This is a genomic window from Corynebacterium sp. 045007 (genome assembly GCF_040743205.1).
GTDB classification, from domain to species: Bacteria; Actinomycetota; Actinomycetes; order Mycobacteriales; family Mycobacteriaceae; genus Corynebacterium; species Corynebacterium jeikeium_D.
In genome coordinates, this window is sequence record NZ_JBFLKW010000015.1 from 1 (window position 1) to 15,267 (window position 15,267).

11 protein-coding genes and 1 riboswitch are annotated in these 15,267 nt (G+C 57.1%); of the genes, 4 read left to right on the top strand and 7 right to left on the bottom strand.

Annotated elements, in window-relative coordinates:
- Positions 1-162 precede the first annotated feature (162 nt).
- Positions 163-2,088, bottom strand: a complete 1,926-nt coding sequence (gene asnB, locus AB1Z34_RS08255) for an asparagine synthase (glutamine-hydrolyzing) (RefSeq protein ID WP_367158210.1) — start codon at positions 2,086-2,088, stop codon at positions 163-165.
- 500 nt (positions 2,089-2,588) lie between these two features.
- Between asnB and AB1Z34_RS08260 the strand changes: the two genes are divergently transcribed.
- Both AB1Z34_RS08260 and AB1Z34_RS08265 read left to right on the top strand, forming a co-directional pair.
- Complete coding sequence (locus tag AB1Z34_RS08260) at positions 2,589-3,764, top strand: cytochrome c oxidase subunit II (RefSeq protein ID WP_367158211.1); 1,176 nt, start codon at positions 2,589-2,591, stop codon at positions 3,762-3,764.
- A gap of 35 nt (positions 3,765-3,799) precedes the next feature.
- Positions 3,800-4,246 carry a cytochrome c oxidase subunit 4 gene (locus tag AB1Z34_RS08265; protein ID WP_016423031.1) on the top strand — a complete coding sequence of 149 codons (447 nt, stop codon included), beginning with the start codon at positions 3,800-3,802 and terminating at the stop codon, positions 4,244-4,246.
- A gap of 163 nt (positions 4,247-4,409) precedes the next feature.
- On the opposite strand, the gene AB1Z34_RS08270 is transcribed toward AB1Z34_RS08265, so the two are convergent.
- The 5 genes from AB1Z34_RS08270 to AB1Z34_RS08290 form a co-directional block, all read right to left on the bottom strand.
- The gene (locus AB1Z34_RS08270; RefSeq protein ID WP_367158212.1) at positions 4,410-6,137 is read right to left on the bottom strand and encodes an ABC-F family ATP-binding cassette domain-containing protein; all 1,728 of its coding nucleotides are present in this window, start codon (positions 6,135-6,137) and stop codon (positions 4,410-4,412) included.
- Between the two features lie 166 nt (positions 6,138-6,303).
- Positions 6,304-7,932, bottom strand: a complete 1,629-nt coding sequence (locus tag AB1Z34_RS08275; RefSeq protein WP_016423029.1) for a cytochrome bc complex cytochrome b subunit — start codon at positions 7,930-7,932, stop codon at positions 6,304-6,306.
- The gene (locus tag AB1Z34_RS08280) at positions 7,929-9,140 is read right to left on the bottom strand and encodes a ubiquinol-cytochrome c reductase iron-sulfur subunit (protein ID WP_049170241.1); all 1,212 of its coding nucleotides are present in this window, start codon (positions 9,138-9,140) and stop codon (positions 7,929-7,931) included. The genes AB1Z34_RS08275 and AB1Z34_RS08280 overlap by 4 nt, the downstream gene beginning before the upstream one ends.
- Positions 9,137-10,027: a cytochrome c gene (locus AB1Z34_RS08285; RefSeq protein WP_016423027.1), complete on the bottom strand. Its 891-nt coding sequence runs from the start codon at positions 10,025-10,027 to the stop codon at positions 9,137-9,139. Before AB1Z34_RS08285 ends, AB1Z34_RS08280 begins: the two co-directional genes overlap by 4 nt.
- 75 nt (positions 10,028-10,102) lie before the next feature.
- On the bottom strand, positions 10,103-10,717 hold the full coding sequence (locus AB1Z34_RS08290; RefSeq protein ID WP_088611596.1) for a heme-copper oxidase subunit III: 615 nt from the start codon (positions 10,715-10,717) through the stop codon (positions 10,103-10,105).
- A 539-nt stretch (positions 10,718-11,256) separates the two neighbouring features.
- Between AB1Z34_RS08290 and trpD the strand changes: the two genes are divergently transcribed.
- Complete coding sequence (trpD, locus tag AB1Z34_RS08295) at positions 11,257-12,324, top strand: anthranilate phosphoribosyltransferase (protein WP_016423025.1); 1,068 nt, start codon at positions 11,257-11,259, stop codon at positions 12,322-12,324.
- Here the strand turns inward: trpD and AB1Z34_RS08300 are convergent.
- Positions 12,321-13,910: a DEDD exonuclease domain-containing protein gene (locus AB1Z34_RS08300; protein ID WP_016423024.1), complete on the bottom strand. Its 1,590-nt coding sequence runs from the start codon at positions 13,908-13,910 to the stop codon at positions 12,321-12,323. The genes trpD and AB1Z34_RS08300 overlap by 4 nt on opposite strands.
- Positions 13,911-14,322: 412 nt before the next feature.
- A riboswitch (cyclic di-AMP (ydaO/yuaA leader) is annotated at positions 14,323-14,465 on the top strand.
- Between the two features lie 14 nt (positions 14,466-14,479).
- Here AB1Z34_RS08300 and AB1Z34_RS08305 point away from each other — a divergent pair.
- Positions 14,480-15,058 (top strand): C40 family peptidase, encoded by a 579-nt coding sequence (locus AB1Z34_RS08305; RefSeq protein WP_016423023.1) that lies wholly within the window; start codon positions 14,480-14,482, stop codon positions 15,056-15,058.
- Positions 15,059-15,267: the final 209 nt, after the last annotated feature.

The window sequence follows — 15,267 nt, forward strand, 5'->3', positions numbered from 1 at the left end:
CGGATATAAGGTCTTGATGCTTATATCCGCCCGATTTACCCAGCCTAATCAGCAGTAATGCTGAAAGTCAGACACACTTTTTGCTACTTAACCCGCCCCAGCTATGGTGGCAGCCTGCCGGGGCAGGATGGGGTTGAGGCGCGGGGACCGTCGTAAAGCGAGCTAGAGCTCGACGGGGTAGTCGCGCTGCTCGATGTCCGGAGTAATGCGGTCTTCGATGAAGATGCCGTGCCAGACCATGAAAGCAAGGATGGTCCAGAGGCGGCGGGAGTGGTCGCGCTCGGTTGGGTGGTGCTCGGCGAGCATCTTGAGCACGGCGTCCTTATTAATGAACTCATCGGTCTGGGACTCGCGGATGATGTCCTCGGCCCAGCCGTGCAGTTCGTCGCCTGCCAGCCAGTGGCGAATCGGCACCGGGAAGCCCAGTTTGCGGCGGTTGAGCACGTGCTCCGGAACAATCTGCTCCATGGCGCGACGCAGTGCGTACTTGGTGGTGCCGTGAGAAACACGCATGTCCACCGGCAGCGTCTGTGCAACGTCGAAGACCACACGGTCGAGGAACGGCACGCGCAGCTCCAGGGAGTTAGCCATGGTGATCTTGTCCGCCTTGACCAGAATGTCGCCACGCAACCAGGTGAACAGATCCAAGTGCTGCATCCGAGTCACCGGGTCCCAGCCTTCAGACTGCGCGTAAATCGGCGCAGTGACATCGCTGTGGTCCCATTCCTTCTTGGCCCACGGCAGCACTTCCTGCAGCTGCTCAAAGTTAAAGGAACGAGCATTGCCGTAGTAGCGCTGTTCCAGCGGAGTAGTGCCTCGCTGCAGGAGCGACTTGCCGCGCATGCCCTCTGGCAGAGCTTCGCCGACCTTAGCCAGACCGCGCAGCAGGGGAGATGGAACCTTGTCGAACGGCTTCAGCGACAGCGGCTCCTTATAAATGGTGTAACCACCAAAGAGCTCGTCTGCGCCCTCACCGGACAGTACGACCTTAACGTGCTTACGAGCCTCTGCGGCCACGAAGTACAGCGGCACCAGTGCAGGGTCAGCTACCGGGTCATCGAGGTACCACATAATCTTCGGAATCGCCCCGGCGAACTCCTCCGGCGAGACGACCTTCACAATGTGCTCGACGCCAATGGCGGCGGCGGACTCGGCAGCCACATCGACCTCGGAGAAGCCCTCGCGCTCGAAGCCAGTGGTAAACGTCAGCAGGTTCGGGTTGTGGCGCTTAGCCAAAGTTGCAATCGCAGTGGAGTCGATACCGCCCGACAGGAACGAGCCCACCGTGACGTCGGCACGCATATGCTTCTCGACGCTGTTCTCCAGCGCACGGGCAATGCGGTCAAAAACATCCTGTTCAGCGCCCTTAGCCACTGGCTGAATCGGGAAATTCGGCTTGAAGTAGCGGGTCTGCTTAACTTCGCCACCAGGCGTAACGATGGCAGTGCAACCCGACTCCAGACGAACAATGTCAGTGTGCAGCGACTCCGGCTCCGGAACGTACTGCAGATCGACGTAGTGCTCCAGTGCGCGCTTATTCAGCTTCTTCGCATCGATGCCCATCTCCGGCGCAGCTTCGAGCAGGGACTTCTTCTCAGAACCGAAAATTGTGCCACGCTCTGTGGTGGCGTAGTAGAGCGGCTTAATGCCGAACGGATCGCGCGCCAGGAAAAGCTTGCGCTCGACGCTGTCCCAAATGGCAATGCCGAACATGCCGCGCAAGTGCTTTACGACGTCCGCTCCCCAGTGGTGGAACCCAACGACGATAGGTTCACCATCGCCGGAGGTATTAAAGGCATAGCCTTTCTTCTCCAGCTGCTCGCGAAGTTCGACGAAATTGTAGATTTCGCCGTTGAAGGTCATGGAGTAACGATTCGGCTGATTCTCTGGTCCCCACTGCAGCGGTTGGTGGCTGTGGGCAATATCAATAATGGATAGGCGGTTGAAGCCGAAAACTGCGTCCTCATCGTGCCACGTGCCTGCATCGTCAGGGCCGCGGTGCCGCATGCAGGGCAGGGCCCTTTCGACAACGGGAACGAGCTCCGCTGCGTCAGAATTTGCAGCCAGGATTCCGAGAAGACCACACATGCTTCGTGCGCGCACCTTTCGCTTAGTGTCACTTAATGGATTTTCGACGGCTCCGTAGCTAGCGGCTCAGCGCGACTGGTTGTCGCCTTAACCGGTGGCCGTGAAGGACCGCCGCGTGGCTGAGTAGCTGGGTTGAACCCCAGATTGGCGCCACATAGAAATGCTGCACCTACTTTAATGCCTTTTGGGGAAAAGCGAGAATGTCTGAGTTTGCCGTGTCTAGGGCTCGGGGCAAGGTTGCGCGGGACGGTGTGTGCGTCAGCGCGTGGCACAAACACTAAAAAATTCATAGACTTAGGAGCGTCAACAGGGTGTAACTGGTGAGAATGCCACCCCCGATAGGCGGGTCTTTCTCAGTATTTTATTAGGGCAGATATACTCAAAGGCACCCCACAGCCATATTTATTGTGGAGAAAGCTTAAGAATCGACTACTCTGCTTGGGTAGGACGAAACCTTAATCGGTTATCGAAAATTGTGTGGATCAGGAAGGCAGACACACGTGAATCAGCGTAGAAAGTTCGGAGTCGCCCGTAAGCTCGGCGTCCTCGGCGTTGCCACCGGTAGCGCAGCCTTGCTTGCCGGCTGCGATGTTAATCCTCCGGAGAACGGCTTCTTCAAGCTGCTCCGCTTTGGTTGGCCGGAAGGTGTGACCCCGGAAGCACAGTCCATGGGTAACTTCTGGGTTTGGACCTGGGTTGCAGCTTGGATTATCGGCATCATCGTTTGGGGCGTTACCCTTTACTCGATGGCAAACTTCACAGCTAAGAAGGCTGAAAAGAAGGGCAAGGGCGAGTTCCCGCGCCAGACTGCATACAACGTTCCGGTTGAGTTGTCTCTGACCATTCTCCCGATTCTGATCGTGATGACTCTGTTCTTCTTCACGGTTCAGACTCAGGACAAGGTCACTGCCCTGGATAAGGATCCGGAAGTTACCGTCGACGTCACCGGTTTCCAGTGGAACTGGAAGTTCGGTTACGCCAACATTTCCGCTGACCTGATGGGCGGCGAGGAATACAACGGCCGTATTGAGAAGCCGGCTGATGAGCAGTTCTTCACCGAGGGCGGCCACGAGGTTCCGTCCGCTGAGGATCGCGCAAAGCAGAAGGAGCGCCCGGTTCACGGACGCTCCAAGGAGAGCCTCGACTACCTGCACTACGACGAGATTGAGACCCTCGGTACCACCGAAGAGGTTCCGGTCCTCGTTGTTCCGGAAGACACTGCAATCCAGTTCGACCTCGCGTCCGCTGACGTGATTCACTCCTTCTGGGTTCCGGAGTTCCTCTTCAAGCGCGACGTGTTCCCGCACCCGGAGGCTAACAAGTCCAACCGTGTCTTCCAGATCGAAAAGATTGACTCGGACAAGATTGCCAACCGACCAGAGGACAACCCGAGCGACAAGGTCAAGAACGCATTCGTTGGCCGTTGTGCCGAGATGTGTGGTACCTACCACGCAATGATGAACTTCGAGATTCGTGCTGTCTCCCGTGAGGCATTCACCGAGTACATCAAGTTCCGCCAGGAGAACCCAGAAGCTACTAACGCTGATGCTCTGAAGCACATCGGTGAGCCGGCATTCGCAGTCTCCACTTCGCCGTTCAACTCCGGTCGTGTCGACACCCGCGACATGGGTGATCGTGGTGCTAACACCATTGACCTGAACGCGACCGCCAAGTAAACCCAGCAAGATTCTTACTTAAAGGAAGTTCTCAAATGAAGTCTGCAGCAAAGCTCTTCTACGGACTTACCGTGTTCCTGGGGTTCATGGCTGTCGTCTACATCTTCGGCACTCAGTACCTCCAGGACACCGGTAACGTCATCAACGAAAGCCAGGGTCGCCTCGAGTGGGCTGGCGCAACCGGCCTGGTCCTCGCAGCTCTGATGACTCTGATGCTCGGTGGATACTTCCACTTCACTGAGCGCCGCTCCGACATCACCCCGGCCGACTTCGAAGAGGCAGAGATTGCCGACGGTGCAGGTACCCTCGGTTTCTTCTCCGCTAGCTCGATTTGGCCGTTCGTGATGACCATGGGCATCCTCCTCATGGGCTACGGCATCGCATTCATGGCCTACTGGCTGATTGTCCTTGGCGCGGTAATTCTGATCGTCTCCGGCACCAAGCTCAACACTCAGTACATCACTCCGCCGGAGAAGCACTAGTCCGAGTGCAATCAGACTGAACCACAGTCGTAGATAACCGAAAAGTCTCTCCCACTAACAAGGGCGTTAGCGGGAGAGACTTTTTTGTTTGGGCGAGTGGGAGGGGATTCCTAACTGGTGTTACCTCGTCGGTTAGGATCTGTAGTCAATATATGATTCCGCATCAAGCGAATTCGACGGGTTTCTGCCCCTTAGGTAGTTCGATGACCTCACCGTCAGTCACCTGCAGATGACGCGCTTCGAGCGAGTTGATCATGCGGTGATCGTGGGTAATCACAATAATTGTGCCCTCTGCAGATGCGATCGCGTCTTGGACCTGCTCGATTAGATCCACACTCAGATGGTTCGTAGGCTCATCGAGCAGCAAGATCTCCGGCGGATTGGCTACGACCAACGCTAACGCCACCCGGCGCTGCTGGCCGATGGAGAGGCTTCCTACCGGTCGATTGGCATCCTCAGGGCTAAGCAATCCAAAGTCGTCGAGAGGCACGCGGGCATTGGGCGCAAGGTCGTACAACTCACGGGCGGACTTCTTTGGGTTTTCCCAGTCTTGTTCCTGAGCCAGCATGGCTACTCGACAGTTCTCGCCGATACGCACCTCGCCAGCCTGCGTCTCAACTTGCCCCATGATCGTCTTAAACAAAGTAGATTTGCCGGCCCCATTAGGGCCGGTGATCACGACCTTGTCGCCGGGACGAATAGTCAGTGAACCAACCCGAATTCGATCTGGGACGACCACACCGCGCATCTTGATGTGAAAATCTTCATCGCTGCCCGAAGCAGCGCGCTTGGTCGGTAGGGGTGCGGTCAACGGGGCATCAAAGCCCAGTAGTGCCGGTGGACGCTCCACACCTTCCTCAATGAGTTCCTCCAGCCGCTGCTTAGCCGAACGCACGCGGCGGGCGATTTGCCGCTCTACACGACCGCCACGGCGGTCATAAGCCATCTTGTTATTGTCCGTCATTTCCCGACCCGGTGAGATCTCACGAGCGCCATTCTCGATGGTGTCTTCCAACCGATTGCGTTCATGCTCCTCCGAGCGCCACTGGTGCTCCCATAGCTCACGCTGGTGGCGACGGTGCTTCGCGTAGTCGGAGTAATTACCACGGAACAGCCCGATACCAGGGCGCCCCGGCACCAAGTCTCCAATTACAGTACAAACGGCATCCAGGAAGTCGCGGTCATGTGTTGCCACCACAACCACTCCAGGGTGGTTCTGAATGGTGTCAATTACGAGCTGGCGACCGCGTTCATCGAGATGGTTGGTGGGCTCGTCGAGAAGCAGAATCTCTGGCTTTCGAATGAGCGTAATCGCGAGCCCCAACCGCGCCCGCTGCCCGCCGGAAATCTCCGTGGTTAGTTGCTCTGTCAGGGGAGCGCCGTCCGGAGCAGAACCGGTCAGGCCGAGATGGTCGAGCACAATCTCCGCATTATGTTCGGCGTTCCAGTCATCGTGAGCCATGACGTCCGAGAAGGCCTTCGAATACGCCTTCTCTGCCGCCTCAGACTCATCTGGGGTCTTTGCTAAGGCCATCGCCTCAGCTGCTTCTTCTAGCTCCGCTAAACGACGTTTCGAGGGGCCGAGGGCCTCATCGATAAGCATTTGCACCGTGGAGTCGAAAGGCGCTTCCAGCTCCTGAGAGCCGAGGACACGCGTGCCAATATGAGTCACCGTACCGCTCGTGGGCCGACGACGACCAGATAGTAGCCAAAGAAGTGTGGACTTGCCGGCTCCGTTGTCTCCAACCAGACCGAGGACATCGCCGTCGGAAAGCGTGAGCGAGACATCGCGCAGAACAGGCGTGGCCTCGTAGTCGAAATTGACACCGTTGGCGACAAGCTGTGTGGCGTTGTTCGAAAGATCGGTGGTGGGGGAGGGACTGGTAGACATATGTCCATTTTAGTACTGGTAAACAGCAGATTTGGTATCCGACATATGTTGGGTCAAGGCGAGGTCGGAAGAATCTGGGTAACAAAAACCACCCCGGTCGACATCCAAAGTGGATGCGGACCGGGGTGGTCTTATTTGAGCGCAGTAGAAAACCTACCGCGGAACTTTACTGCTCGAGCTGGCGACGCTCTTCAGCGTTCTGAGCTTCGAGGTCACGGAACATCTGAGCCTGCTGCTCGTGGTTCTCGTGCTCGATACGAGCTGCCTCTTCGGCGATCTCCGGGGAGTCCGGGCTGAAGAAGCTACCGCGACCCGGGCTACCAGCGGCGCCCAGTTCGTTCATGGTCTTCGGGACGTAAGCACCCTGGTACTCGAGCGGAACGGCGTGGCCGTGCTCGTCGACCGGACCCAGTGGCTGGTGGACCTCGATGAAGGAACCATCAGGCAGCTGGTTGATGATGCCCGTCTCGATGCCGTGCTCCAGGACAGCGCGGTCAGAGCGCTGCAGGCCGATGCAGATTCGGTAAGTGACGAAGTAAGCGATCGGAGGCAGGATGATCAGACCGATACGGCCAACCCAGGTCATCACGTTCAGCGAAATCTGGAAGTGGTATGCGATCAGGTCGTTACCACCGGACAGAGTCAGTAGGGTGTAGAAAACCAGAGCCATGGCACCCAGGCCGGAGCGAACCGGCACGTCGCGCGGACGCTGCAGCAGGTTGTGGTGGGCGTTGTCGCCGGTGATCTTCGCCTCGATGAACGGGTAAGCGAAGAGCAGGACAACCAGAACACCACAGAGCAGGGCGACCCAGAAGACTGCCGGGATTGTGTAAGAACCCAAGTAGAGCTCCCACGGCGGCATGACACGGGCAGCACCGTCAGTCCACAGCATGTAGATATCCGGCTGGGAACCAGCGGAAACCTGCGCCGGGTTGTACGGGCCAAGGTTCCAAATTGCGTTGATCTGGAAGATACCCGCGAATAGCGCCAGGAAGCCGAACGTGATCAGACCGAAGGAAACGGACTTGACTGCGAAGATCGGGAGAATACGAACGCCGACGACGTTGTTCTCGGTACGACCTGCGCCAGGGAACTGGGTGTGCTTCTGGTACCAGACCAGAGCCAGGTGAGCGGCAATCAGACCCAGCAGCAGGGCCGGGAGAATCAGCACGTGTGCAATGTACAGGCGCGGGATAATCATGTCACCCGGGAAGTCGCCGTTGAACATCATCCAGTGCAGCCAGGTGCCGATAATCGGCAGACCGATGATGATTGCGGACATAATACGCAGACCAACACCGGAAAGCAGGTCGTCCGGCAGGGAGTAACCCATGAAGCCCTCTGCCACGGACAGCAGCAGGAGGATGGAACCGATGACCCAGTTAGCCTCACGCGGCTTGCGGAATGCGCCGGTGAAGAAGATGCGGAACATGTGCGCCATGATGGACACGGCGAACAGCAGAGCACCCCAGTGGTGAATCTGGCGAATGAACAGGCCACCGCGAACCTCGAAGGAGATCTGCAGGGCGGTCTCGTAGGCGCGAGACATCTCGACACCGTTGAGCGGCGCGTAGGCACCGTCGTAAATGACCTTCGACATCGACGGGTCGAAGAACAGAGTCAGGTAAACACCCGAGAAGAGCAGGACTACGAAGGAGTAGAGTGCAATCTCGCCCAGCAGGAAGGACCAGTGGGTAGGGAATACCTTATTGAGCTGCTTACGCATGCCGCCAGACAGGGTGTAGCGGTCATCCATATTCTTAGCAGCGGTTGCTAGTTTCGTTGGATTACTCATGACTGACGCTCCCAGAATGCCGGACCGACGGGCTCAATGAAGTTGCCCTCTGCGTACATGTAGCCTTCTTCGTCAACGCTGATCGGCAGCTCTGGAAGAGCGCGAGCAGCTGGACCGAAGACCGGCTTGCCGTAGTGCAGTGCATCGAACTGCGACTGGTGGCATGGGCAGAGAATACGGTTCGTCTGCTGTTCGTACAGAGAAGTCGGGCAACCGATGTGTGTACAAATCTTCGAGTAGGCGAAGTAGTCGCCGTAGTGGAAGTCTTCCTGACCCTTGCGCAGGATTGCCTTTTCAGCGTCCTGGGAACGCAGACGGATCAGCATGACCGAGTTGCGGGAGCCGTGAATCGAGTGCATGTGTGCCTCGTAGACATCAGCATCCTTGGAGTACTTGTCGCCGTCGTTGACGTCCTCCTCCGGAAGAGGGAAGACGGTCTCCATGGAACCTGCGGACAGGTCCTCTGGGCGGAGGCGAACCAGGCGGGAAACGCCCTTAGTGGTGTAGCCGTGTACGCCCTCTTCAGCGATAGCGCCGGTGTCGCGACCCAGGTAAACCTTGTGGCCCTTCTCGACGAGAGTCCAGCCAGTGGTCCACAGGGTGCCGTCACCAGTGACGTCAACGTCGTGGCGTGGCTTCCACGGGTTCTTAATCATGCCGCCAAGCGGAAGGATCATGCCGATACCAGCCAGGACGGCGCCGGTACCAAGGAGGCCCTTGATAGCGGAGCGACGACCCAGGGTGGAGGTCTGCCAAGAATCGTTCAGCAGGGCAACGATGGTCTTCTGGTCGACCTCTTCGGACGGACCATCGTGGCGGCGCTGAACCGAAATCTCTTCCGGAATGAAGCGCTTGGTGAACTTAACTGCACCAATACCCAGGGTGACGATGCAGCCACCGATGGTGATACCCAGCAGCGGGGTGTACATGGTGTACAGCCACAGACCCTCTTCGCCGTGCCCCTTGTAGTGCCACGGGTAGAACAGGTAGATGGCGATGAATGCCAGGCCAAGAATGACCGACAGTGCCAGCCAGATGGTGACACCACGAGCCGCGCGCTTTTCAGCCGGGTCGTTGGCAATCGGGAAGCGTTCCTTGCGGTAAGCAATGGTCACGTCATCGAGTTCAGCACCCAGACGAGCGAGATCCGCATTGCTCATCTTCGACAGCTCTTCGGAGCTGTACTTCTTGTTTTCGTTATTACTCATCGGCGGGATCCAATCCAAAGAGCGGCCGCTACGAGAGCGACAATGCCTACAATCCACATGACAAGGCCCTCAGCAACTGGGCCGATGCCACCAATGCCCCAACCACCCGGGGTCGGAGTTTCCTTGGCGTTCTTGATGTAGGCGATGATGTCCTTCTTCTCGTCAGCAGACAGCTGGCGGTCAGAGAACTTCGGCATATTCTGCGGGCCGGTCAGCATGGCCTGATAGATTTCCTGCTCATTTGCAGGATCCAGGACCGGTGCGTACTTACCGCTGGACAGTGCGCCGCCACGACCGGTGAAGTTGTGGCAGGATGCACAGTTCAGGCGGAACAGCTCGGAACCGCGAGCAACGTCAGCCTTGTCAAGCTCACCGTTCGGGCCGGCGTTCTTACCGCGCAGCGACTCCATAGCGATGGAGCCGTCCTCGTCGCGGACGATGCCGGCGCCGCCACCATTAGCCTGGACGTAGGCTGCGATAGCCAGCGTCTGCTCTTCGGAGTAACGCGGGGTCTTACGTGCTGCCTGAGCCTCGTTGCGGAGCATCGGCATACGACCGGAGTGAACCTGGAAGTAAACCGAGCCTTCGCCGACGCCAATCAGCGACTTGCCGCGGTCCTTAACGCCCTGAAGGTTGGCGCCGTGACAAGTAATACAAGCAACGTCGTAAAGCTCCTTGCCCTGCTGAATCATTGCGGCTTCATCCTGCTGAGCAGTAGCCGTCTGTGCATCAGGGGTCAGAGCATTAGCGAGGAAGCCCGCGCCGGTGAGGGCGAGAGCCATAGCCATAATGCCGGAGGCAGTACGGCGCATCTTGCGGCGGCCCTTTGACTTCGGGGCCGCAGCCAAGGACGTGGTGTCCTTGGTTTCGGAGGTAGTGTTTTCCATCTTTTTCCCTTTAAGACTGTTCGTGGAAAGTGGATGGGCTGTAGGCCGTACTAAACAAAGGACGGCCAATACGGCCTACTGGATGAAGTAGATGGTGATGAACAGGCCAATCCACACGACGTCGACGAAGTGCCAGTAGTACGAGACCACGATGGCAGCAGTGGCCTGTGCCGGGGTGAACTTCGCCTTGGAGGTACGGATAAGCACCACAACGAAAGCCAGCACACCCGCGAGGACGTGGGCTGCGTGGAATCCGGTGGTGATGAAGAAGACCGAACCGTAAATGGAGTTCTGAATGGTCAGACCGTGGCTAACCAGGGTGAAGTACTCGTAAGCCTGGCCGACGAGGAAGATTGCACCCAGGGCGGTAGACAGTGCGTACCACTTACGGAGTGCGAAAACGTCGCCACGCTCGGCCGCGAACACGCCCCACTGGGCAGTGAACGAAGACGACACTAGGATCACGGTGATCAATAGTGCGTACGGGACATTGAGGTGGCCGGTACCCCAATCCCACGAATCGCCCTGGCCGTTCGCGCGTGACACGAAGTACATCGCGAACAGACCGGCGAAGAACATTAATTCCTGAGACAGGAACACAATCGTGCCGACACTGACCATATTCGGTCGGTTCAGTGTCGCAGCACGACGTGGTGCTGTCATACCTTGATTTTCAACTGCGCTCGTCACAACTAACAGTATGTACTGTTCTTAAGGAGTAGTCACGTTGCAACCCCCGTTTTTGTATAAAAATTCCTAAAATCCCAGGTCGCGAGGAAAGGTTTCTGAGAATTTCACTAATTTTTCCCCCTGTTGGGAACTTTCCGGTGTCTTTATCCGACGCGGGTGAATTCGAGGGTTTGGTTGTGCTGAGTTGCGCGGTGTCCATCCCCCCCCTGGACTGCCAGGTTCACCTCCGGTGAACCTGGGTTTGCGATACTGCGGCATCAGCTGTCGGTTAGTTTATCGCAGGTTCGGCTCTATTTAATATCGTATTTTTCCAGTTGCCCCAATGGGGGTGAGATTTTCGGCGAACGCAAAAGGTGGACCTGGTGATGCGCTGGATATATGGGGGAGGTATCTTATCTTATTACGTACATCACGGTGGGATTTTTCAAAAGCCCTGTGATGTGGTGCACCTGGTGGACCGGATAACCAGTAGTACCTAGGTGCAGTTGTATTAATACTGTACGGGTACAGACTTGACTATCTAGTGGAAGGGAGTGGCGATGAGCGAGATCGGCGATAAGAGGGCGGTCGAGAACTGGCGCCATGTTCTCTCCACGATTGGCGCTGGCCGCGAAGTTTCCGGTGAGGGCATTCGATTCGCCATGGATCAGATCATGTCTGGTGCTTCCGGAGACGTGCAGACCGCAACGTTTGCTTTCGGTCTCCTCGCCAAGGGGATTACGGCTGCCGAGCTCGATGCTGCGGCTGAAGGCATGCTTTCATTTGCCCGCCCAGTTCATGATCCACAGCTCGCCGGTGTTATTGAGCGTGGAGCAGTCGATATCGTCGGCACCGGTGGTGATGGCGCAAATACCGTCAACATCTCCACGATGTCCATGATTGTTATCGCTGCCAGTGGTGTGCCGGTGCTCAAGCACGGTAACCGCGCGGCTTCTTCGAAGTCGGGCGGAGCTGACATGCTGGAGGCCTTTGGCATCGACATTGAGAACGGTCTCGTTACTTCTCCGGAACATCCGGATTTCTACGTGCGCTTCCTCTTTGCCGCTCGCTTTCATCCGGCCATGCGCTTCGCTGGACCTGTGCGTAAGGAGCTAGCGGTTCCGACAGTCTTCAACCTGTTGGGGCCGCTGACGAATCCAGCACGCCCGCAGGCGAGCTTGATTGGCTGTGCCTTCGAAGATCAGATGGAGACGATGGCGGACACCTTCGCCCGCCGTGGTCAGCGCGCGCTGGTGGTTCGCGGAAGCGATGGCCTCGACGAGATTACCGTTACTGGCCCCACCAAGGTCTTTATTGTGGAAAACGGTGGAGTTGCCGAAGATGTCATCGATCCACATGACTATGGCATGGAGTACTCCGAAATTGACGCGCTGCGTGGCGGTGACCCTGCTTACAACGCTGATGTTGCACGTCGCATTTGGGCTGGCGAGCTCGAAGGTCCGATTCGCGATGCAGTCATCCTTAACTCCGCCGCCGCAATCGCCATTTCGCGTGGTCTGAGTGGCCGTCCACTAAAGGAAGCTATGGCCGACTCCATTGAAGAGGTCAAGGAAACGCTCCAGTCGGGGCTGTGCTTGGATATCCTTACCGCGGCGATGAGGGGTTAAGGTTCGCGTCGCGCTTCACGACGTGCTTGCTGCGCGTCAATTGCCCACTGAAGGTATTTTCCTGCGCCCAGCCTAGGGTAGGAAAACTCGCCTCCGGTGGGCTTTATTCGTACCTCCGGGCGCTGCAGCCATTTCCAGATAATACTGAGTTCATCAATTGATGCTCCTTTATATAAGGAGTCATCTGGAGTGACTGTTTGGGCCGAACTCTCCATGAGGTCGATGATGTAGTTCATATCCGCGCCACGTGGTGCGGTGCTGGCGCCGGCCAACCTGCCGTAGCGAATTTCCGCTAGGTGCCAGCCTCCATTGCCATCGGGGAAAGCGGCTTGCAGAGATGGGATGGCGGCAAGCATGCTCAGGCGCTGCTGCTTGTCCAAGCTGATAATGAACTCCGCAGTGCGGTCACGCTGCACTGCCGCGCGTTGGAAGCGGTGTGCTTCGGCAAGTGCTGATATCTCTGCAATCATGTCTGCGATCTCGTTGGAACCGGTGGTAGAGATCTGGGTGGTTGTTATCGCAAAGTCGTCGTTAAGCGCAGAGAACCTGTCGCGGATGGCGGTAGCGGTGTCGCGCGTGCGGAAAGGACCTAGGCTGCGGGCGTCGGTGACTGTCCGGCTAATCTTGGCAGGCCGACCGGGGCTAGTGGGGACGATGTACCAGCCGCGGGTTGGTTCGGTGCGTTGTCGGTTGTAGGGCGGACGGAGTGCAGAGATCAGACGAGCCTCGCGGATTTCTGCAGCGAAGCCGTGCGGGCACTCGATGATCTCGACGCGTTCGGCTAGAGAGACCATTTCCGTAATCTTGCGACGAGAATCAGTGCCGTTGAAATACTGCAGAAGTCTACGTCGCAAATCGAGAGCTGTACCTATATATAAGGGGTCGTCATTTCTTGACCGAAAAACATAGACACCAGGGGTGTGCGGAGCTCCATCGGCAAGGTGCCGTTTAGCACGAACCTCTGGAGCGACGGTGGGCGAGTAGTGCACTAGCTCGGACGCTGTTTGTACTTCATCGCCAGCTAGTCTCTCCATGAGGTAGTGAAGGACGTCGACGGTTGCGATTGCGTCGTCAAGCGCCCGGTGGGTAGGGCGATTCGGAGAACCGACGTACCGTGCGAGCTGTGAGAGCTTGAAACTGCCAACTTGTGAGCGGTCGAGGACGCGACGCGCCAACGTGAGAGTGTCTACGACACTGGGGCTCGGCCAATCTAGGCCCAAATCTGTGCAAGCCTGGCGGAGGAATCCAATATCGAACTTGGCATTATGCGCAACCCAGACGCTTCCCCGGGCAAATTCGAGGAACTGAGTAATAACTGTGCCGAGCTGTGGTGCAGTTTCAACATCGGCGGTAGTGATGCCGGTGAGAGATGTGATGTGGTCGGGAATCTCCATGCCGGGGTCGATGAAGCTGGAAAAGGTGCCAATCGTCTTACCGCCACGGGTTTTGATGGCCCCAATTTCAATGATGTGGTCGTTCTTGGCCTTCAGTCCAGTCGTTTCTAGGTCTACGACGACAAAGGTGGTGTTGAAAAGAGAATCATCGACGGTGCCTTCGAGAGGGAAGTGCTGTTGTCCTGAATCCACATCAATAATCCTATTCTGAGCGCCCCTAGCGGTGTTAAAACTGTGAAACTTGAGCAAATTGAGCCGCTACAAGTTGGAGTGTGACATAAAACACGTTTTGAGCCCGCGATAAAAATGTGTCGACTTTAAGGCGTTAAGTGTAAAGTTCTCGGCGGACTTCAAAATGCCAGGTAGTGGCGCGTTTATCAAACTGTTATTATTCTGCTATAGGGGAGTGTCTAGTTGTAACAGCTTGGTAACGGTTTAGTTCTATCGATGGTAACAACCGGGCCTCGAGCGGTTTTCTGGACAAACGGCTAGACAAAACTTGATGCCATTTCGTAACCTTATCGAGACATTGAAACGGGGCCACTGAGTTGGTGCCGGTCATTGATAAGAAAACACAGAGCCTTATCGAAGGTCCTGAGGTTCTAAGTAGTGAGAGCCTCAGGGGATTCGAGCCGGGGACCCACCTCGAACCATGGGGTGAATCCCAAAGGGAAATCCCGGAGGGTAGGAAGTCTTCCATTCTTCCGAACCCGTCAGCTAACCCGGTCGGCTAAACAGGAAGATTTTGGAGTTTCAAAACAATGGGCAAGCACCACCGCCGTTCTAACTTTGCACGCAACGCAGTCGCATTTGGCGCAACCGTCGCCGGCGTTACCGCTCTCGCAGTTCCGACCGCTAACGCTAACCCGCTGAACGACATCCAGGGCGCACTGAACGGCTTCGATACCCCGCAGGTTGCAGGTCTGCAGGATGTTGTTGGCAAGTTCAATGACGTCGCAGGTGAGGTTACCTCCGGCAGCGTTGCAAACGTTGCAGCACCGTCCACCGGCTCGGCTATCGTCTCCGCTGCACGTTCCAAGATCGGTTCCCCGTACGTGTGGGGCGCTACCGGTCCGAACTCTTTCGACTGCTCCGGTCTGACCTCCTGGGCATACCAGCAGGTCGGTAAGTCGATTCCGCGCACCTCCCAGGCGCAGGCTTCCCAGGGCACCGCGGTCTCCAGCCCGGCACTGGGTGACATCGTTTCCTTCTACTCTGGCGCTACCCACGTCGGCATCTTCTCCGGCAACGGCAACGTGATTCACGCTCCGCAGTCCGGCGATGTCGTCAAGGAAGCTCCGATGAACTACATGCCGGTTCACAACTTCGTCCGCTTCTAATCTGTTTGAACGGATGACAACCTGCGGGGCCTTGATGTCCCGCAGAGCCTTGGCTCTCTTTTTACTGAGGGGCACTGAGGCGAGCGCCCGGGTGCTGACGCTATGCGCGTCGTAAAGCACTATAGGGGCGCTCGCCTCATTTTTTGTTTTTCTACTGCGGTTACGCAATGCGTGGAGTCGAAGGGCTATCCTGGTTACTCCCTTTGGAT